Source organism: Arthrobacter sp. 3Tela_A (assembly GCF_049311025.1).
Taxonomy (GTDB): domain Bacteria; phylum Actinomycetota; class Actinomycetes; order Actinomycetales; family Micrococcaceae; genus Arthrobacter_B.
Map to the genome: position 1 here is coordinate 1 of NZ_JAXIOM010000072.1, position 18,116 is coordinate 18,116.

General features: G+C 65.7%; 18 protein-coding genes. 9 read left to right on the forward strand and 9 right to left on the reverse strand.

Annotated elements, in window-relative coordinates; all coding sequences use genetic code 11:
- Positions 1-25 precede the first annotated feature (25 nt).
- Positions 26-919, forward strand: a complete 894-nt coding sequence (locus TVC13_RS16225) for a sugar ABC transporter permease (protein WP_422402199.1) — start codon at positions 26-28, stop codon at positions 917-919.
- Between the two features lie 6 nt (positions 920-925).
- Here TVC13_RS16225 and TVC13_RS16230 read toward each other — a convergent pair whose 3' ends face one another.
- A complete protein-coding gene (locus tag TVC13_RS16230; RefSeq protein ID WP_422402186.1) occupies positions 926-1,912 on the reverse strand; it encodes an aldo/keto reductase in 987 nt (328 codons plus the stop codon).
- A 129-nt stretch (positions 1,913-2,041) separates the two neighbouring features.
- Between TVC13_RS16230 and TVC13_RS16235 the strand changes: the two genes are divergently transcribed.
- Positions 2,042-2,956, forward strand: coding sequence for a CHAD domain-containing protein (locus TVC13_RS16235; RefSeq protein ID WP_422402187.1), 915 nt, complete (start codon positions 2,042-2,044; stop codon positions 2,954-2,956).
- 34 nt (positions 2,957-2,990) lie between these two features.
- Here TVC13_RS16235 and TVC13_RS16240 read toward each other — a convergent pair whose 3' ends face one another.
- A complete protein-coding gene (locus tag TVC13_RS16240; RefSeq protein ID WP_422402188.1) occupies positions 2,991-3,293 on the reverse strand; it encodes an antibiotic biosynthesis monooxygenase family protein in 303 nt (100 codons plus the stop codon).
- A 184-nt stretch (positions 3,294-3,477) separates the two neighbouring features.
- Here TVC13_RS16240 and TVC13_RS16245 point away from each other — a divergent pair, with 184 nt between their 5' ends.
- Positions 3,478-5,043 carry an MFS transporter gene (locus TVC13_RS16245; RefSeq protein WP_422402189.1) on the forward strand — a complete coding sequence of 522 codons (1,566 nt, stop codon included), beginning with the start codon at positions 3,478-3,480 and terminating at the stop codon, positions 5,041-5,043.
- Here TVC13_RS16245 and TVC13_RS16250 read toward each other — a convergent pair.
- A complete protein-coding gene (locus TVC13_RS16250; RefSeq protein WP_422402190.1) occupies positions 5,040-6,092 on the reverse strand; it encodes an LLM class flavin-dependent oxidoreductase in 1,053 nt (350 codons plus the stop codon). The two genes, TVC13_RS16245 and TVC13_RS16250, sit on opposite strands and share 4 nt — an antisense overlap.
- A gap of 225 nt (positions 6,093-6,317) precedes the next feature.
- Here TVC13_RS16250 and TVC13_RS16255 point away from each other — a divergent pair, with 225 nt between their 5' ends.
- Both TVC13_RS16255 and TVC13_RS16260 read left to right on the forward strand, forming a co-directional pair.
- Positions 6,318-7,394: a lipid II:glycine glycyltransferase FemX gene (locus TVC13_RS16255; protein ID WP_422402191.1), complete on the forward strand. Its 1,077-nt coding sequence runs from the start codon at positions 6,318-6,320 to the stop codon at positions 7,392-7,394.
- Positions 7,395-7,685: 291 nt separating this feature from the next.
- Positions 7,686-9,263 (forward strand): threonine/serine ThrE exporter family protein, encoded by a 1,578-nt coding sequence (locus TVC13_RS16260; RefSeq protein ID WP_422402200.1) that lies wholly within the window; start codon positions 7,686-7,688, stop codon positions 9,261-9,263.
- Positions 9,264-9,280: 17 nt separating this feature from the next.
- Here TVC13_RS16260 and TVC13_RS16265 read toward each other — a convergent pair whose 3' ends face one another.
- Complete coding sequence (locus TVC13_RS16265; protein WP_422402192.1) at positions 9,281-10,126, reverse strand: siderophore-interacting protein; 846 nt, start codon at positions 10,124-10,126, stop codon at positions 9,281-9,283.
- 30 nt (positions 10,127-10,156) lie between these two features.
- Positions 10,157-10,930 carry a uracil-DNA glycosylase gene (locus tag TVC13_RS16270; protein WP_422402201.1) on the reverse strand — a complete coding sequence of 258 codons (774 nt, stop codon included), beginning with the start codon at positions 10,928-10,930 and terminating at the stop codon, positions 10,157-10,159.
- Positions 10,931-11,092: 162 nt separating this feature from the next.
- Here TVC13_RS16270 and TVC13_RS16275 point away from each other — a divergent pair, with 162 nt between their 5' ends.
- From TVC13_RS16275 to TVC13_RS16285, 3 genes are all read left to right on the forward strand, one after another.
- Positions 11,093-11,401, forward strand: coding sequence for a DUF3263 domain-containing protein (locus TVC13_RS16275; RefSeq protein WP_422402193.1), 309 nt, complete (start codon positions 11,093-11,095; stop codon positions 11,399-11,401).
- Between the two features lie 36 nt (positions 11,402-11,437).
- The gene (locus tag TVC13_RS16280; RefSeq protein WP_422402194.1) at positions 11,438-12,040 is read left to right on the forward strand and encodes a LytR C-terminal domain-containing protein; all 603 of its coding nucleotides are present in this window, start codon (positions 11,438-11,440) and stop codon (positions 12,038-12,040) included.
- Between the two features lie 200 nt (positions 12,041-12,240).
- Entirely contained in the window at positions 12,241-12,444 is a 204-nt protein-coding gene (locus tag TVC13_RS16285) for a cold-shock protein (RefSeq protein ID WP_066301805.1), read from the forward strand.
- 92 nt (positions 12,445-12,536) lie between these two features.
- On the opposite strand, the gene TVC13_RS16290 is transcribed toward TVC13_RS16285, so the two are convergent.
- The gene (locus TVC13_RS16290) at positions 12,537-13,013 is read right to left on the reverse strand and encodes an NINE protein (RefSeq protein WP_422402195.1); all 477 of its coding nucleotides are present in this window, start codon (positions 13,011-13,013) and stop codon (positions 12,537-12,539) included.
- Between the two features lie 523 nt (positions 13,014-13,536).
- Here TVC13_RS16290 and groL point away from each other — a divergent pair.
- Positions 13,537-15,174 carry a chaperonin GroEL gene (gene groL / locus TVC13_RS16295; RefSeq protein WP_422402196.1) on the forward strand — a complete coding sequence of 546 codons (1,638 nt, stop codon included), beginning with the start codon at positions 13,537-13,539 and terminating at the stop codon, positions 15,172-15,174.
- A gap of 154 nt (positions 15,175-15,328) precedes the next feature.
- Here groL and TVC13_RS16300 read toward each other — a convergent pair whose 3' ends face one another.
- From TVC13_RS16300 to TVC13_RS16310, 3 genes are all read right to left on the reverse strand, one after another.
- The gene (locus TVC13_RS16300; RefSeq protein WP_422402197.1) at positions 15,329-15,619 is read right to left on the reverse strand and encodes a WXG100 family type VII secretion target; all 291 of its coding nucleotides are present in this window, start codon (positions 15,617-15,619) and stop codon (positions 15,329-15,331) included.
- A gap of 182 nt (positions 15,620-15,801) precedes the next feature.
- Positions 15,802-17,286 carry a sensor histidine kinase gene (locus TVC13_RS16305; RefSeq protein ID WP_422402198.1) on the reverse strand — a complete coding sequence of 495 codons (1,485 nt, stop codon included), beginning with the start codon at positions 17,284-17,286 and terminating at the stop codon, positions 15,802-15,804.
- A gap of 3 nt (positions 17,287-17,289) precedes the next feature.
- On the reverse strand, positions 17,290-18,000 hold the full coding sequence (locus TVC13_RS16310) for a response regulator transcription factor (RefSeq protein WP_091607814.1): 711 nt from the start codon (positions 17,998-18,000) through the stop codon (positions 17,290-17,292).
- Positions 18,001-18,116 lie beyond the last annotated feature (116 nt).

Below are 18,116 nucleotides of genomic sequence, written 5' to 3' on the forward strand. Positions count from 1 at the left end.
CAGGCCTCGGCGCGGGGGCGCGGAGTTGTGTATACGCCACCGGCCCCGGCGCCCGCGGCGCCGCAGCTTCGGGGCCTGGTTCAAGGACACCGGCTGGCGGCATCTGGTGGGCCTGGTCATGACGGCCTTCGCCCTGCTGCCGCTGGCCTACGTCCTCTCCGCCGCGCTGAGCCCCACCGGAACGCTGGTTGCCTCCAGCGGCCTGTTCCGCGACATCGGGTTCGATAACTTCCAGGCGCTGTTCACGGATCCGCAGAAGCCGTTCGCACGCTGGTTCATGAACACGCTGGTGATCGGCCTGGTCACCAGCGCCTCCACAGTCTTCCTGGGCGCCCTGGCCGCCTACAGCTTCTCCCGGATGCGCTTCACCGGCCGGCGCATGGGCCTGCTGAGCCTGCTGCTGCTGCAGATGTTCCCGCAGATGCTGGGCGTAGTGGCAATCTTCCTGCTGCTCTCGGAGATCTCCGACGTTGTTCCCTGGCTCGGCCTGGGCAGCCAGCTGGGCCTGATCATGGTGTACCTGGGCGGAGCGCTCGGTGTGAACACCTACCTGATGTACGGGTTCTTTAACACGGTGCCGAAAACCCTGGACGAAGCGGCGCGGATTGACGGTGCCGGGCACTTCCAGATTTTCTTCACCATCATCCTGCGCCTGGTGACCCCCATCCTGGCGATCGTGGGCCTGCTGACCTTCATCACCACCACCGGGGAGTTTATGATCGCCTCGATTGTGCTCAATGATCCGGACACCCAGACCCTCGCCGTCGGGCTCTATTCCTTCGTGGGGGACAACCAGTCCCGCACCTGGGGTGTGTTCTCTGCCGGCGCGGTACTGGCAGCGGTGCCGGTCATGGTGCTGTTCCTGTTTCTGCAGCGCTACATCGCCTCCGGTCTGGTGGCCGGCGCGGTGAAGGGCTAGCAGGGCTCAGAAACCGACGACGCCGTGCGGCACGTAGTGCTCTGAGAGCAGTGCGTTGTCCTCTGCCGTGAGCTCCAGGTCCAGGGCGGCGGCGTCGTCATCCAGCTGTGCCATGGAGGTGACGCCGATCAGGGCGGCGGTGACCACCGGGTGGTCCAGCACCCACGCGATGGCCGTCCGTGCCCGGGAAGTACCGTGCGCCTGGGCGACGGTTCCCAATGCGTCGGAGATCCGGCGGTCCGTTTCCTCATGGGCGCCGTACATGGCATCGGCCAGGGAATCGTGCCCCCGCCGAAGGCTCTCCTCATGCCAGGGACGTGCAAGGCGGCCGCGGGCCAGGGGGCTGTAGGCCAGCACACCGATGCCTTCTTCGAGGCAGAGCGGATACATTTCCCGCTCCTCCTCGCGGTAAATCAGGTTGTAGTGGTCCTGCATGGTGACGAAGGGCGCCCATCCGCGGGCCCGCTGCAGCTGTAACGCCTTGGCGAACTGCCAGGCGTAGGTCGTGGATGCCCCCAGGTAACGGACCTTGCCGTCCCGCACCAGCTGGTCAAGGGTGGAGAGGGTCTCTTCCAGCGGAGTGGAGCTGTCCCAGCGATGGATCTGCAGGAGGTCAATGTAATCGGTGCCCAGCCGGCGCAGCGACTCCTCGACCTGCCACAGAATGTGCTTGCGGGAGAGTCCCCAGCCATTGGGCCCGGGTGCCATCTCGCCGTGCACCTTGGTGGCTATGACAACTTCTTCCCGGCGCGCGTACTCCCGCAGGGCCACTCCAAGGAGCCGCTCGCTGTCACCTGCGGAGTAGACGTTGGCTGTGTCAAAGAAGTTGATGCCCAGTTCCAGAGCCCGCCGAATGCAGGCCTTGGACTCATCCTCCCGCAGGGTCCAGGAATGGGTACCCCGGGCCGGATCGCCAAAGCTCAGGCAGCCCAGCCCGATTGCGGAAACGGTGGCACCTGAACGGCCCAGCTTGACGTAGCGCATCGAGTTCATGGTCCAGGCCTCCAGAAGGGCTCGGGCGGCTGTTCCGGCTCAGCGCCGGTACAGCTGATGCTACGGCGGTGCCCATCCCCGGGTACAGGGGGTCTGCCCGGCGCGGGGCGCGCCTGCCTATACTGAGCCATGGCTTCCGCGACCGACCTTCCAGCCGCTCCCGTGGCAGGACCAGGCGGCATGGCCGGAGAGGCGCTGCTGGCTTACGTTTCGGAGCAGTACGCGGAAATGCTGCGGCAGGAAAAGCGGCTGCTTGCCGGGGAATCCGACGCCATCCATAAAATGCGGGTCAGCACCCGCCGGCTGCGCTCGGTGCTGGCCAGTTACCGGAGGCTTCTCCCTGAGGAGCCTGCCGGGCGGATCCGTGCTGAACTCAAATGGCTGGCCCAGCTCCTGGGTGCTGCCCGCGACGCCCAGGTGATGCGCCACCGGATGCAGGAGCTGGTGGCTGCCCAGCCGGATGAACTGGTCTGGGGCCCGGTGTCCGAGCGGATCGATGCGGAGCTGACGGCCCGCTACAACGATGCGGTCAAGGCGATCCACCGTGAACTGGACGCGGACCGCTATTCGGCGCTGGTGCAGGAACTGGGGGTGCTCCTGGAGGATCCGCAGCTCACCGGTCCGGCAGATAAGCCGGCGCGTAAAGTCGGCAGGCGGCTGATCCGCCGTGACCTGGACCGGCTCCGCCGCCGTGTCCGTGAGGCCAGGAACGAGCCCGACGACGCGCAGCGGGCAGAGATCTTCCACGAGGCCCGCAAGGATGCCAAACGTCTGCGCTACGCGGCAGAGGCCTACGTGCCTGTGGGGGGCAAACGTGCCACCGACATGGTGGAAGCAGCGGAAACTGTCCAAAAGGCGCTCGGCGAGCATCAGGACAGTGTGGTCACCCGGGAATTGCTGGTCCGGCTCGGTGCCCATCCCGGCCGGGGCGGCAGCGGTTTCACCTACGGGCGGCTGCACGCCGTCGAGGAGGAGCGGGCGCGGGCAGCGGAGAAGCGTTTCCGCCGTCTTTGGAAGGGATTCGCCGGAGCGCACGGCTGGTAAGGCGGCGCCCCGGCGCGGGCCGGCAAGAGACCGGCTAGGCGGCTGTGTCCTTGATGACGGAGTAGGAAGCTACGGCATTGGGTGCCTGCATGCCTGGAGCCTGGTCAGCGGAGTGGGAAGCCTTGAAGGAATCGGACCTCAGCCACGCCATAAAGCTCTCCTTGGAGTCAAACTCCATGGTGGAGAGATAGGTGTTGGAAGCACCCTCTGGCCGCATCAGCGTGCTGCGGCCAAGCCCCGGAACGCCTTCAAGGTGCGCCATGCTGTCAATGAAGGCCTTCTCGAAGGCTTCGGCAGTATCAGGCGTGATTTCCAGGGTGTTGACTACCACGTACATTGGGGATTTCCTTTCCGGGCCCGGCTCTTGGGCGCGGGCCAGTTTTGGTGACACGGTGTCAGCATACTCCTGGCGGAGGCGCGCTATGGACTCCGCGGTCTTGCGGACCTAACCTGCCAGTGAGGCGCACTGGTCCGCGGACCCAACCCCCGGCAGGGAGCGCCGTCACCGACGGAGGAATCCGATGGAATCTCCCTGGGCGCCCCTGCGAAACCGGTGGTTCCTGATCCTGTGGCTGGCGCAGCTCGGATCCAACGTCGGCAGCTGGATGCAGACCGTCGGTGCCCAGTGGTACCTCGTCGAGAGCGGAGCGAGCCCGGTCCTGGTCTCCCTGGTGCAGTCGGCGTCGCTGGCCCCGGCGCTGCTCCTTGGCCTGGTCGCGGGCGTCCTGGCCGATGCCTTTAACCGGCGGCGGCTGATCCTGGGCAGCAACCTTTTCGCCGCCGGTGCCGGGGCCCTGCTCACCGCGATTGCCGCCCTGGGGCTGCTGGGTCCGGATTCCCTGCTGCTCTACACGTTCCTGATTGGCTGCGGAGTCGCCCTGAGTTCTCCGGCCTGGCAGGCTGTCACGCCGTCGCTGGTGCCGCGTGAACAGATCCGCTCAGCGTCAGCGCTCGGGTCGGTGGCCGTCAACGCTGCCCGGGCCGTTGGACCGGCCCTGGGCGGCGTTCTGGTCTCGGTGGCCGGACCGGCCTTCGTCTTTGGGCTCAATGCCCTGTCCTTCCTCGGGACAGCTCTGGCGGTCTTCCTCTGGCGCAGCGCACCGCAGAGCCCCGAGGACCGTGAACACCTTGGCGAGGCGCTCGCGGCGGGGATGCGCTACATCCGGGCAGCGCCGCGGATCCGCCGCATCCTCCTGCGCTGCATCCTGTTCCTGGTTCCGGCCAGTGCCCTCTACGCACTGCTCCCCGTTGCCGTGAACGGGCATCTGGGCCTGGGGTCCTCAGGCTATGGCCTGCTGCTCGGGGCGCTGGGAGCCGGAGCCATCCTCGGAGTGGCACTGCTGGTGCGGACCCGCAGGCTGTTCAAGGACACTGTGCTGCTGGGGGCTTCCGCGGCCGTCTTCGGCGCGGCAGTGTTTTCCGCCGGCTACCTGCCTCCCGTTCCGCTGGCAATCCTGCTGGTCCTGGCCGGAATGGCCTGGATCAACACGCTCTCCACGCTGAACAGTGCCATGCAGCTCACGCTGCCGGAATGGGTGAGGGCCCGCGGGCTTGCCGTGTACCTGATGGTCCTCACCGGAACGCAGGCGCTCGGGTCGGTGCTGTGGGGTTCGCTGGCCACAGCGTTCGGCTACGCACCGGTGCTGGCCGGTGCCGCCGTCGTGCTTGTGCTGGTTGCCGCCAGCGTTGTGCCGCTGCCGCTGCTGCCCGGTACCGGGCAGTTGGACCGCAGTATCCCCGAACCGGATCTGGGCCTGGAAGTTGAGTCTGAGCCGGATCCGGGTGCGGGTCCCGTGACCATTCAGGTGGCGTACGAACTGGACCCGGAGGAGGCCTCGGAGTTTGTGGAAGCCATGCGTGAAGTGAAGCTCTCGCGGCTGCGCACCGGGGCGACGACCTGGGAGCTGGTGCACTCGGTGACGGACTCCAGCCAGTTCCGGGAGGTTTATGACGTTCCCACCTGGCGGGAGTACATGCGCCAGGAGCACCAGCGCCTCACTGGCGCTGACCGGAACAACATCGAGCGGGCCGCCGGGCTGGCGCGGGAGGAACCACGCACACGGTGGTTCCTCCCGGCTGATGCCTAGTCCTGCTCTCCGTCTGCCGCCAGGGCGGCGCGGACGGCCGGAGCCACCTCGGTGCCGTAGAGCTCGATGCACTTCATCAGGTTCTCGTGCGGCAGGGTGCCCAGGCTGTACTTCAGGTCGAAGCGGGACAGATCCAGGGTCCGGGCGGTCCGGATGATCTTGTCCGCGACGGTTTCGGGGGAACCGATAAAGAGAGCGCCCTCGGGTCCGGCGCCGGCCTCGTATTCGGCCCGGGAGACCGGCGGCCAGCCGCGCTCGCGGCCAATGCGGTTCTGCATCTGGGCGTAGTGCGGCCAGGCTTCGTCAAGCGCCTGCTCATCCGTGGCAGCAATGTAGCCGGGGGAGTGGGCGCCGATGGGCAGGGAGGGCTTGCCGAATTCCTTCAGGGCTCGCTTGTACAGGGAAACGAACGGGGTGAACCGTGCCGGTTCACCGCCGATGATGGCCAGCATCAGCGGCAGACCGTAATGCGCGGCCCGCACTACGGACTGCGGGGTGCCGCCGACGGCGATCCAGGTGGGAATGCTGCCGTCCTGCGTGGGCGGGTAGACCTGTACGCTGCGCAGCGGCGGGCGGATGCTGCCTTCCCAGGAGACGGGTTTTTCCTGCAGCAGTTTGGTGAACAGGTCCAGCTTTTCCTCGAAGAGGACCTCGTAGTCGGAGAGGTCGAATCCGAAGAGCGGGAAGGACTCGGTGAAGGAGCCCCGTCCCAGGATGACCTCCGCCCGGCCGCTGGACACTGCATCCAGGGTTGCGAAGCGCTCGAAGACGCGGATCGGATCATCGGAGGAGAGCACCGTCACGGCGGAGCCGAGGCGGATGCGGCTGGTCTGGCCGGCAATGGCCGCCAGTACGGTCTCGGGTGAGGATACCGCGAAGTCGTCCCGGTGGTGTTCGCCGATGCCGATGAAGTCCAGGCCCACGGAATCTGCCAGCACTGCTTCGGCCACCACGTTGCGGATGACCTCGGGCATGGGCAGCTTCGCGCCGTCCCCGTTCTCCGTCACGTCCCCAAACGTGTCCAGTCCCAGTTCAATGTGCTGTGCCACTGCCGCCGCCTTCGTCGTCGTAAATATGCGTATGCATCTATTGTTGCGCACAACGGCGGCGGAACGCGGCCTATTCCCGCACAGCGTGGCTGGCGCCACCCGGCGCGCCGGGCCGGGGCCGTGCAGGGCCCGTTCACTCGGCGGATAGACTTGGAAACGGCCCGGAGCCGGTGCTCCGAGCGGGGGCGGAAGAATGATCCACCAACGAGGACTAGTTGAGGAATTTTGCGAGACTTTAGTGCACGCCTGGCCACCGCTGACGAGGTTGCGGAGTGGGACAAGCTGGTCCAGTCCAACCCGAACGGCGGCAACGTACTGCAGTCAGCTGCCTACGCGGAGGTCAAGTCACACCACGGCTGGAATCCGATCTACCTGGTCTTCAGCTGCCCCGAATACACCTCCTACAACCTGGCCATCGAAAAGAAGGTCCCGCTGCTGGGCAGCCTGTGGTACCTGATCAAAGGGCCCGACGCCGCTGCTCCGGAGGACGTGCCGGCGATGGCCCGCGCACTGGCGCGGTTCATCAGGGAAACCCGCCGCCGAGTCTTCGCGCTGAAGGTTGAGCCGGACATTGTGGACGGCGACGAGATCCGGGAGCTGTTCACTTCCGCCGGATTCGTCAAGACCTTCAACCTGCAGCCGAACGACTCCACCGCGCTGCTGGACACCACTCCGGACACCGAGCAGATCCTGAAGAACATCTCCTCCCGTGCCCGCAACGCCGTCCGCCGGGCCATCCGGGAAGGCGCCGACGTGCGCCGGGTAGAGCCCACCGAAGCAAACATGCGGACCATGTACAAGCTCATGAGTCACATTGAGGACCGCTCCGATGCCCGGATGCGCTCCTACGAGTACTACCACCGGTTCTGGTCCAACTTCGTGGCCGCCGGACAGGGGCGCTTCTACTTCGCCTTCGATGAAAACGGTGAACCCAGCGTGGGCGCCTTTGTCATCGCGTACGGGAAAAAGGGCACCTACAAGGACGGCGGCTCCAAGCCGCGCCGCAAGCAGTACGGCGATTCCCATCTGGTGCAGTGGACCGCCCTGACGGAGCTGAAGGAAGACTACGGAATCGAGGAATACGATTTCTGCGGCACTCCGCCCAGCAGCGAGCTGAAGAACAAGGAACACCCGCACCACGGGCTGGGCCTGTTCAAGACGAGCTTCTCCAAGACCGTCACGGACTTCACCGGCTGCTGGGACCTCGTGCTGGACCCGCTGCGCTACCGGATCTGGAACACCATCGGCGAACGCGTGACCCGCCAGATCTACTGGCGGCGCCACCACCAGCCGTTCTACTAAACCGCATTCACCAGGAGGGAAGCAGGGGTGGACACCGTGGATAACGACGACGACCGCCGCAGGCCTGCGCCCACACCTGAGCCGGTGGCGGGACTGATTCCCATCATCAAGGTGCCCGGGAAGCAGGAACAGCAGGAACAGCAGGAACAGCGACGGACACGTGGAGCTGCTTCGGACACGGAGCAGTCCGCAGTCCGGACCCCGGCCAGCGCCCTGCCTGCCGTTCCCGGACCAGGCGGACTGCGCAGCACCAAACCGAAGCCACCGCCCGCCACGTCATCCGTGCCGCGGATGCCCAGGGGTGCCTCCAAGAGCGGGGCTGCCCGCAAGTCTGCCGGAGCTGAGCCTAAACCCGGGCGCCCGGGAAGCGCCGTCCCGCGCTCGGGGAAGCCCCGCGCCCGGAAGACGACTCCACGCCAGCACAGTCCCTCCGCGGCTCAGCGGGCTGACTCATCCTCCGCTGCCGCGCGGCGGGTGCTGCGCAGGCTGGTGCAGGGGGAGACCCCTCCCACCCAGGCCATGTCCATTGTGGAACGCCTGGCCGGCAGCCCGTACGCCAACCCCCGGGTCCGCTCGGGCGGTCCTGACGCCAGTGCCCGCAAGACACTGGACCTGGCGCTGGGGATGGCGGAAACCATGTTCCGTTACGGGGCCGGTGCGCTGGAGGTCGAAACGGCGATGATTGCCGTGACGGCGGCTTACGGTCTGGAAAACATTGAGGTGGATATCACCAACCAGTCTGTCCTGCTCAACTATTCGCCCAAGGACCAGACTCCCATCACGGTAATGCGGGTGGTCCGTTCCTGGACCAACAACTACGCAGGGCTGGCTCTGGTTCACCGGCTGGTGACGGACATTGTGGACGGGCATGTCTCCCGTGCCGAGGCTTCGCAGCAGCTCAACGCAATTGTGCATCAGCCCAAGCCTTTCCCGCGCTGGGCCGTCATGGTTTCAGCCGGTCTTTTTGCGGCAGCCATCGTCGCGTTCATTGGCGGCAGCCCGCTGGGTTCTGCCGTGGGATTCGCCAGCACTATCCTGGTCAGTCTGGTCCAGCGGGTGCTGGGCCGGTGGCGCGTTCCGGACTTCTTTACCACGGCAGCCAGCGGCTTCCTGGTGACAGCCCTGGCCATGCTGTTTTGGTGGCTGGACGCCACTGGTGCCGCTGACCTGGACATCGCGCCCGGAATCGTGGTGGCAGGCGGGATCCTGCTAATGCTGCCCACCGGGCGGCTGGTATCCGCGGTGCAGGATGCGATCAACGGTTTCCCGGTCACTGCGGCAGGGCGTTTCCTCTCCGCGTTCCTGACCTTCGGAGCGATAGTGGCCGGAATCGCCGTCGCACTTGTGGTGGGCGCGCTGGTGGGGATGCCGAGGCTGGAAGTAACAGAGGTGCTGCCTTCCCCGTATCCCTTTGCCGTGACCCTGCTGATGCTCGCCGTTGCCCTGGCCACCATCAGCATCACGGAACAGTCGCCCGCCAACCTGGTGCTGCCCACAGTGATCATTGGTGTGGGCGGTTTCCTGGTGTCCGTGGCTGCAGAAGCCGCCGGAATCGGGCCCAGGCTTACGCCGGCGATCGCCGCGATCGTGATCGGCATGGCGTCGCGAATCGTGGCCCTGCGCATGGGAGCGCCCCAGCTGGTGATTGCCGTTCCGGCAATTCTGTTCCTCTTCCCGGGATTGAGCATCTTCCGCTCGATGTACGGGCTGAGTATTGGCCTTGACGATATTTCCGGCGGGGTAATCGGCCTGTTCAACGCGCTGACGGTCATCCTGGCGATCGCCGGGGGCGTGGTCTTCGGCGACAACCTCGCCCGGCCACTGACCCGGAACCTGAACGGGAACGACCGCCGCAACCGCCGCCGCTGATTCCGGGCCCCCGGAGTTTAGAGGATTTTGCCGATCGGGGTGCGCTTCTCGGCCTGGAAAGCGTCCTCGGTCCGGCCGGCAGCCCAGTAGCCGGAGAGCGAGACAGCAGCGCGCTCAAGCTTATGCCGGGTGAAGAATATTTCCCGCAGGCCCTTCATGGCCTCGCGCTCACCGTGGGCGAAAACCTGGACTTCGCCGGGATGGAAGGGGAGTGCGTCAAGGGCTGCAACGAGCAGCCGTCCGGCGGGTTCGTTTTCCCCCCGGTAAAGCCACGTCACGACGACGCCCTTGGGGAACTTCAGCGGGAGTTCGTCCTGCGGCCCCTGGACCTCGATGAAGGCGTGGCCAACGGCGTCGTCAGCCAGGACTTCCAGGGCGGCGGCGGTGGCCGGAAGTGCCGACTCATCGGCGGCGAAGAGATACCAGTCAGCGGCCGGATCGGGAGCGAATCCGCCGCCGGGGCCGCCAAAGGTGAGGACGTCCCCGGGCTGTGCCGAATTGGCCCACGGGCCGGCCAGGCCCTCGTCACCGTGAACCACGAAGTCCATAGCCAGTTCGCGGCGGGCTGTGTCGACCCAGCGGACGGTGTAGGTCCGTGAAACCGGCCAGTCCTCCCGCGGGGTCTGCTCGCGCAGTTCCTCCAGCGGTACGGTGCCGTCAAGCGGCCTGCCGTCGCGGCCGAACCAGATCTTGCAGTACGCGTCCGTGCTGCTGCTCGGCGTAAAGGTGTCGAAGCCGGAACCGCCTGCCACAATGCGCACCATATGGGGTGAAAGCTGCTCACGGCGCAGCACTGTCATGGTGTGCGTCGGCCGGGCTCGCCGGGCAGGTGCCGGCGTACGGGTGGCGGGGGCATCAGGCATTGCGGTGTTCTCCTCGGACGGGTGGTTGTTCTACCGTACCCCGGGCAGTCTCCAGTCAATCGGGGATGCGTCCTGCTGTTTCAGCAGCTCATTGGCCCGGCTGAACGGGCGGGAACCGAAGAACCCGCGGGAAGCGGAGAGGGGACTGGGGTGTGCTGATTCGATCCTCGGTGCCCGGTCCAGCAGAGGAGCAAGTGCCTGCGCCTGCCGGCCCCAAAGGATCGCCACGAGGGGCATGGGTGAACCGTCCGGCTGCCGCCGGGCTGCCAGGGCGCGCACCGCGAGGTCCGTGACACTTTCCCAACCCAGGTTCCGGTGCGAGTTTGCCTGCCCTGCATCGACGCTCAGTGCGCGGTTGAGCAGCAGGACACCCTGGTCCGTCCAGGCGCTCAGGTCACCGTGCGGTGCCGGCTCTATCCCGAGGTCGTCGCGCAGCTCCTTGTAAATGTTGACCAGTGAGCGCGGCAGCGGGCGCACTGAGGGCCCGACGGAGAAGCTGAGGCCGACGGCGTGGCCCGGGGTGGGGTACGGATCCTGGCCGATGATCAGGACCTTGACCTTCTTCAGCGGAAGGGTGAACGCGCGAAGGATGCTGGCGGGCGGCGGGAGCACCTGCGTCCCGCTGCTGATCCGGCGCTGAAGCTCATCGCCGATGCGGTGGATCGTCGCGGTCTCGGGCGCCAGGGCATCGGCCCAGTCCGGAGTCATGAGTTCGTACAGGGAACTTCCGGAGGTAAAGGGGACAGGTGGCCCGGGATTCAGGCCGCCCGCGCTGATGTCGAAAAGGGCTGGTTCATCACTGATGTGCACACCTCCAGTGTTCGGTATTGCGGGCCGGGATCCCAGCCGGGGGCCGGAACCGTCCGAATGACAATGATGTTATTCCGGTTTACGATTGCATCTGGAAGCAGACTCTTTGCCCGGACCGTGCCCGCGTCCGGGCGCACCGGGAAACGGGGACCAAGATTGGCAGGATCAGCCGACGCCGCGGCGTTTTCACTCGAGGGTGCGGTCGATCCCCAGAGCCCCCTCAGTGACCGGGACCAGCAGATGCTGGCACTGGAACGCTCCTGGTGGAAATACTCCGGCGCCAAGGAACAGGCAATCCGCGACCTTTTTGGCCTATCCGCCACGAGCTACTACCAGGTCCTTAACGCCCTGATCGACACCGAGGAAGCACTCGCACACGATCCCATGCTGGTAAAGCGGCTGCGTAGACTGCGTACTACACGCCAGCGCGCGCGTACTGCCCGCCGCATGGGCACGGACGCGTAGGACTTCCCTCAAATACCAAGGACAGACAACGCAGCCATGAGCCAATACCCCAGGGATGAGTTCGACAAGGTCCCGGAGACCTCGACCCGCCAAGGCGTCCACCGTGAACGGCTTATTCCGGCGCGCTCCAACGGAGTGGGCCTGATCATTACCGTGGGTGTTCTTGCTCTCCTGGTAGGCCTGGCCGCTTACTTTGTCCTTCCCCGCCTGGGAATCGGCGATGACAGCAGCGCAAGCCCGGCGGTCTCCGAATCGAGCACGCCCGCTCCGGAAGCGGAAACCGAGCAGTCCCCCAGTCCCAGTGCCTCTCCCACCCCCTCGGAGACACCGGCTCCGACTCCAGAGCCGACCCCGGAGGCCGTGGAAGCGGACCGGACGCAGCCGGTAGTAGTGCTCAACGCCAGCGGTGTCTCCGGCCTGGGTGCCGGAATTTCCGCCCGGATCGGTGCGGACGGATGGACGACGGCGCAGGTTGCAAACTGGGCAGGTGCCCCGCTGCAGACCTCGATCATTTTCTACAACGGTGAAGCCCAGCGCGCGAACGCCGAAGAGCTCTCCGCGCTCCTGGGCATCCCGACCATCACCGAGTCCCCGGAGTTCGCGCAGGTTACGGTCGTGGCAGGTCCCGGCTTCCAGTAAGACGGCTGCCCGGACCCGTTTGACGCAGACTTTAGTTAAGACTCGATAACTATCCCTCCACCCCATGGGTGACGCCGCAGCCGATGGCTAAAGTAAGGGCCAGCCGTACGGGTTGAACAGGCAAAACACCTGCAGCGCCCGTCCGGCTGCTGCCGTGGAACACCATCGCGGGGGCGGAACCTAAAAGGGGAGAGAAGAGTATGGCGCAGGGGATCGTCAAATGGTTCAACGGGGAAAAAGGCTATGGCTTCATCACCGTTGACGAAGCCCAGACAGATGTTTTTGTCCACTGGTCAGCTATCCAGTCCGCCGGTTACCGGACACTGGAAGAGGGCCAGCGGGTCGAGTTTGAGATTGGTGAAGGACAGAAGGGGCCGCAGGCCGAAGACGTCCGGACGGTCTAGCCCGCAGCTGGGAAGAAGACCTGGATAAACGAAGTGGGGCGGGGGGGGGGGGGGGCGCCGCGCGCGCCGCCACTTCATTTACGTCTGCGTGCTTATTCGCGCAGCGGGACCCCGCGGGCATCAACCCGGAAGGACTGCGCGCCGGCCAGGATCATGATTCCTTCCACGAAGCCCCAGATGGCGCCGGCCCCGAAGGTGAAGAGGGTCACCAGGAGCTGCACGATTCCCAGCGTCGTGTACCCAAGATAGAACCGGTGGATGCCCAGCCCGCCAAGGAATATGCCAAGCAGTCCGGCAGCGAGGCGGGACTTCGGCTCGACCCATCCGTAAGGGGCCGGATAACCCGGCGGGTACCCCTGCGGATATCCCTGCTGATAGGCGCCGGGCGGCGGTCCCTGCTGGTAATACGACTGTGCGCCCTGCTGGTACCCGGGCTGCGGATATCCGCCCTGCTGGTAGCCGGGCTGAGAGTATCCGCCCTGGGAATAACCGGGCTGCGAATAGGTGTCCTCGGAGTACCCGGGCTGCTGCTCAGGCGCGGGAGCTGCCGGGTCCGCGCCAGCATCCATGCGGTCGGTGTATTCGCCAGGCGGGCGGCCGTACGGCGGAGGAGCGGCGCTGGAGCCGTGCGCCGGGGGTGCGGACTGACCGTGGTCTTCCGCCCCGTCCAGGGGAGAAGGTCGGTTCGGTGGCTGGTCGGGCGCCATAGCCTGCTCCTCAGCTTTAAGTGGCCGGCTCGTGCCGGGCATGGCCGTGCCATGCAGTTCCCAATCTACGCCCGGGCAGGGGTATCGGCGGTGAAGCTGCGCTGTTTAGCGCCGGGGTTTTGCAGGGCGCTAAGGAAACGGAGCACGGTCCCGGTCACAGCGGACCGTGACTGCTTGCACTCGAAGGTTGGGAGTGCTAATTATTGACTTAGCACTCTTGCGGACTGACTGCTAAGTCAGCGGCGTTGAGTGAACCAGCAAGCCACTGGGGTGAGGGACCCGGGATGCGCGTAAAGAGATCGTGCTTCCGATCCCGTCCGTCGCGGGCACTCCAGCCTGGAATGCAACATCCAAGCATGACTGTTCCGGAAGGACGATAGCCGTTATGGCCAAGATCATTGCATTTGACGAAGAGGCACGCCGCGGCCTCGAGCGGGGCCTGAACACCCTCGCCGACGCCGTCAAGGTCACCCTCGGCCCGCGTGGCCGCAACGTCGTACTCGAGAAGAAGTGGGGCGCTCCCACGATCACCAACGATGGTGTTTCCATCGCTAAGGAGATCGAGCTGGACGACCCGTACGAGAAGATCGGCGCTGAGCTGGTCAAGGAAGTTGCCAAGAAGACCGATGACGTCGCAGGCGACGGCACCACCACGGCAACCGTCCTCGCCCAGGCCCTCGTCAAGGAAGGCCTGCGCAACGTAGCTGCCGGCGCTGATCCGCTGGGCCTGAAGCGCGGCATCGAGAAGGCAGTCGCCGCCGTCACGGCCGAGCTGCTCGCTTCCGCCAAGGAAATTGAGACCAAGGAACAGATCGCGGCTACCGCTTCCATCTCCGCCGGTGACCAGCAGATCGGCGACCTGATCGCCGAAGCCCTGGACAAGGTGGGCAAGGAAGGCGTCATCACCGTTGAGGAGTCCAACACCTTCGGCCTGGAGCTTGAGCTCACCGAGGGCATGCGCTTCGACAAGGGCTACATCTCCGGCTACTTCGTCACCGACGCAGAGCGCCAGGAAACGGTCCTCGAAGATCCGTACATCCTCATCGTGAACTCCAAGATCTCCTCCGTGAAGGACTTGGTTGCCGTCCTCGAGAAGGTCATGCAGTCCGGCAAGCCGCTGCTGATCATCGCCGAAGACGTTGAGGGCGAAGCCCTGGCCACCCTGGTGGTCAACAAGATCCGCGGCACCTTCAAGTCCGTAGCAGTCAAGGCCCCGGGCTTCGGCGACCGCCGCAAGGCCCAGCTGGCTGACATCGCCATCCTCACCGGCGGCCAGGTCATCGCTGAAGAAGTTGGCCTCAAGCTCGAAAACGCCACGCTGGACCTGCTTGGCAAGGCCCGCAAGGTTGTTGTCACCAAGGACGAGACCACGATCGTGGAAGGCGCAGGCGACCCCGAAGAGATCGCCGGCCGCGTCAACCAGATCCGCGCCGAAATCGAGAACTCCGATTCCGATTACGACCGCGAGAAGCTGCAGGAGCGCCTGGCCAAGCTGGCCGGCGGCGTCGCAGTCATCAAGGCCGGTGCGGCAACCGAGGTGGAGCTCAAGGAGCGTAAGCACCGCATCGAAGATGCCGTGCGCAACGCCAAGGCTGCCGTCGAAGAAGGCATCGTCGCCGGTGGCGGCGTCGCCCTGATCCAGGCTGGCCAGAAGGCATTCGCAAACCTGGTCCTCGAAGGTGACGAAGCTACCGGTGCCAACATCGTCAAGGTTGCCATCGACGCTCCGCTGAAGCAGATCGCCTTCAACGCAGGCCTTGAGCCCGGCGTTGTTGCAGACAAGGTCCGCGGCCTGCCGGAAGGCTTCGGCCTGAACGCTGCCACCGGCGAATACGAAGACCTGCTGGCAGCCGGCGTCAACGACCCGGTCAAGGTAACCCGTTCCGCACTGCAGAACGCGGCTTCCATTGCCGGCCTGTTCCTCACCACCGAAGCAGTCGTTGCCGACAAGCCCGAAAAGGCTGCACCGGCAATGGGCGGCGGAGATGACATGGGCGGCATGGGCGGAATGGGCGGCTTCTAAGCCCTCACCCCCGGCCGGTTCTGCCGGCTAAGTGCTACCAGACAGGAGCGCGGTACCCTCGGGTGCCGCGCTCCTGCTGTGCCTGGAGGAGCCGCCGGGCACGGGAGGCCATGCCGTTTGCGCGGCTCCGGCCGTGCAGGATCCGCCCTTCCTCCTAGCGCATAAAGAGAGCTGTGTTGGCTGCCTCCGTATCCGCATACTGGGCAGAGGCATACGCCAGTGCCTGGTTAATGCTGGCCAGGGATTCTTCGACCCGGGCCTGCGTGGCCCGCCAATCGGTGATGAGCAGCTGGAAGTTCGCCGAGGCCTGTCCGTGCCAGGACTCACCGAGTGAGACGAGTCCGGCCTGCATGGTGTTGATTTCGGCCTGCAGCCGGTCGATGGTTCCGCGCACTTCTGCGCTCTTGGCTGCCAGTATGTCGCTGTCAACGAAAAAGCCTGCCATGGATTGCCTCCGGATCTCGGGGACCGCCTTGATGCGGTCCTGCACGAGAACGCTAGGCGCCGGCGGAAGCGGGGGAGTGCCTCGGGTCAGAAGGGTGGACCGCAGGGCTCTCAGCGGGCGTACAGGGCTTCCTGTGGAGGGAGCAACACGGCGCAGGGACGGGGAGGCACGCGCGCCGCGTCCTACTGCTGCTGAGGTTGTTCTTCCTCGCCCTCGCCGGTGTCGTGCTCTGCCGCCGCGTCAGCGGGAATGTACGGCAGCCTGATGGACATGGTTGCGCCGCCCCCCTCGGTCTCGGTCAGACGCACCGTGCCGTCATGCTGGGCCACCAGTGCCGCCACAATAGCCAGTCCCAGGCCGGTGCCGCCGGTCTCGCGGTACCTGGACGAATCAGCCCGGTAGAACCGTTCAAAGACCCGTGCCGCGTCCTCTTCGGAAATGCCGGGCCCGTGGTCCCGGACTTCCAGGACGGCGTCCATGCGGTCATGAATAACCGGTGCCACGCCAACGGCTACCTCGATCGGGCTGCCGGCCGGAGTGTAGCGCAGGGCGTTCGTCATCAGATTCGCCACCACCTGCCGGAGCCTTGCCTCGTCGCCCATGGTCGGCGCGCTGCGGGGCGAGCTGCCGTCCAGGCCGATCACCCGGATTTCCCGGTCGGGGGCACTGGCCCTGGCGTCCAGGGCGGCGTCGTTGCCCAGGATCATCAGGTCCACCGGCCCGTATTCCAGCGGCCGCTGTTCATCGACACGTGCCAGCGTGAGGAGGTCCTCCACGAGCTGGCCCATCCGCTTGGCTTCACTCTCGATCCGCCCCATGGCGGCACTGACGTCTTCCGGTTTCTGCAGGGCGCCTTGCCGGTAGAGCTCGGAGAAGCCGCGGATCGTCACCAGCGGTGTCCGCAGTTCGTGCGATGCATCCTGGACGAACCGGCGCATCTTCTGCTCTGAGGCTGTCCGGGCCGCGAAAGCCGTTTCAATGTGTGCCAGCATGGCGTTGAGAGACCGGGACAGCCGTCCGATCTCGGTGGCAGGGTTGCCCACTTCCACACGGCGGGAGAGGTCGCCCGCGGCAATAGCCGCTGCGGTCTTCTCGACCTGGCTCAGGGGCCGGAACTGGCGGGTGACAGCCCAGTAGGCGATCCCGGTGGCACCGAGAGTCCCCAGCAGCCCCACGGAAAAGACCAGTGAGGCCGCCTCGTCCACCGTTTCGGCAACGGAGTCCAGCGGAACGGCGACGGCGATCGAGCCGGGGAAGTTGGCGATGTGGAAGACCATCACCCGCCAGCCTTTGCTGCCGGGCGCGGTGCCGGGCACGTCGAACCCGCGGCCCCCTTTCGCGTCCACGTCAGCGGAGGTGAGGTCGTCAATGACAGGGGTGTCGAAGGCCGGCTCGGAGTGGGTTTCCGGGCCATGGGTCCCGTCCTCGTTGAGGTAGAGGCCGTAGAACCGGAAGAGGGAGGCATCCGTGGTGGGGCCGCCGGAGACCAGATAGCGGGAAATCGCGCCGGCGTTGTCCTGGATGTCGGTATCGAGCCGGCTGATCAGGATCTGGCGCAGGACGTAGATGGTGGCGAGGCCCGTGATGGTCACCGTGACAACCATCAGGACGGCCATGATGACCACCAGCTGCGAACGCAGCGAGGCGGACTTCCATCGGCGGAGCAAGGCTTAGCGCTTCTCCGTGGTGCGCAGCAGGTAACCCACACCGCGTTTGGTCTGAATCAGGGCCGGCGCGTCCGGACTGCTGTCAATCTTGCGGCGCAGATAAGAGATGTAAGACTCCACGATCGAAGCGTCGCCGTTGAAGTCGTACTCCCACACATGGTCCAGGATCTGGGCCTTGGACAGCACCCGGTTCGGATTAAGCATCAGATAACGGAGCAGCTTGAACTCGGTGGGGGACAGTTCGATGGTTACTCCGCCGCGCCGCACCTCGTGTGCGTCGTCGTCGAGCTCGAGGTCCTCAACCCGGATCACGGCGTCGTCGTCATCCAGGGGCTGGGTGCGGCGCAGGACGGCGCGGATCCGGGCCACGACCTCGTCGAGGCTGAACGGTTTGGTGACGTAGTCGTCCCCACCCACGGTGAGTCCAGTGACTTTGTCCTCGGTATCGTCCCGGGCGGTGAGGAACACGACGGGGAAGTGGCGTCCGGCAGCCCGCAGGCGGCGGGTGAGTGTGAAGCCGTCCATGTCCGGCAGCATCACGTCCAGGACAGCCAGGTCCGGGCTGTGTTCATCAACCGCTGCCAGTGCTTCGCGGCCGTTTCCGGCAGCAACGACGTCGAAGCCTGCGAAGCGCAGCGACGTGGACAGCAGCTCGCGGATGTTGGGTTCGTCATCGACAACAAGAAGCCGGGCCTCAGGAGCAGATTTAGTCACGTGTCCTAGTTTCTAGCATTTGGCTGGTGGTTTCCTGAATGCTAACTCAGCGTCCGCTGGATGAATAGCGGAAGCGGGGGTGCCGGGGGCGGGCGGCTTGAGGGTGAACTTGGGGA

Bases quoted from the DNA above. Each gene is read 5' to 3' on its own strand.
- TVC13_RS16230 (WP_422402186.1), bottom strand. From the start codon at position 1,912: ATGAACTCGATGCGCTACGTCAAGCTGGGCCGTTCAGGTGCCACCGTT.
- TVC13_RS16235 (WP_422402187.1), top strand. From the start codon at position 2,042: ATGGCTTCCGCGACCGACCTTCCAGCCGCTCCCGTGGCAGGACCAGGC.
- TVC13_RS16240 (WP_422402188.1), bottom strand. From the start codon at position 3,293: ATGTACGTGGTAGTCAACACCCTGGAAATCACGCCTGATACTGCCGAA.
- TVC13_RS16245 (WP_422402189.1), top strand. From the start codon at position 3,478: ATGGAATCTCCCTGGGCGCCCCTGCGAAACCGGTGGTTCCTGATCCTG.
- TVC13_RS16260 (WP_422402200.1), top strand. From the start codon at position 7,686: ATGCCCAGGGGTGCCTCCAAGAGCGGGGCTGCCCGCAAGTCTGCCGGA.
- TVC13_RS16265 (WP_422402192.1), bottom strand. From the start codon at position 10,126: ATGCCTGATGCCCCCGCCACCCGTACGCCGGCACCTGCCCGGCGAGCC.
- TVC13_RS16280 (WP_422402194.1), top strand. From the start codon at position 11,438: ATGAGCCAATACCCCAGGGATGAGTTCGACAAGGTCCCGGAGACCTCG.
- TVC13_RS16285 (WP_066301805.1), top strand. From the start codon at position 12,241: ATGGCGCAGGGGATCGTCAAATGGTTCAACGGGGAAAAAGGCTATGGC.
- TVC13_RS16290 (WP_422402195.1), bottom strand. From the start codon at position 13,013: ATGGATGCTGGCGCGGACCCGGCAGCTCCCGCGCCTGAGCAGCAGCCC.
- groL (WP_422402196.1), top strand. From the start codon at position 13,537: ATGGCCAAGATCATTGCATTTGACGAAGAGGCACGCCGCGGCCTCGAG.
- TVC13_RS16300 (WP_422402197.1), bottom strand. From the start codon at position 15,619: ATGGCAGGCTTTTTCGTTGACAGCGACATACTGGCAGCCAAGAGCGCA.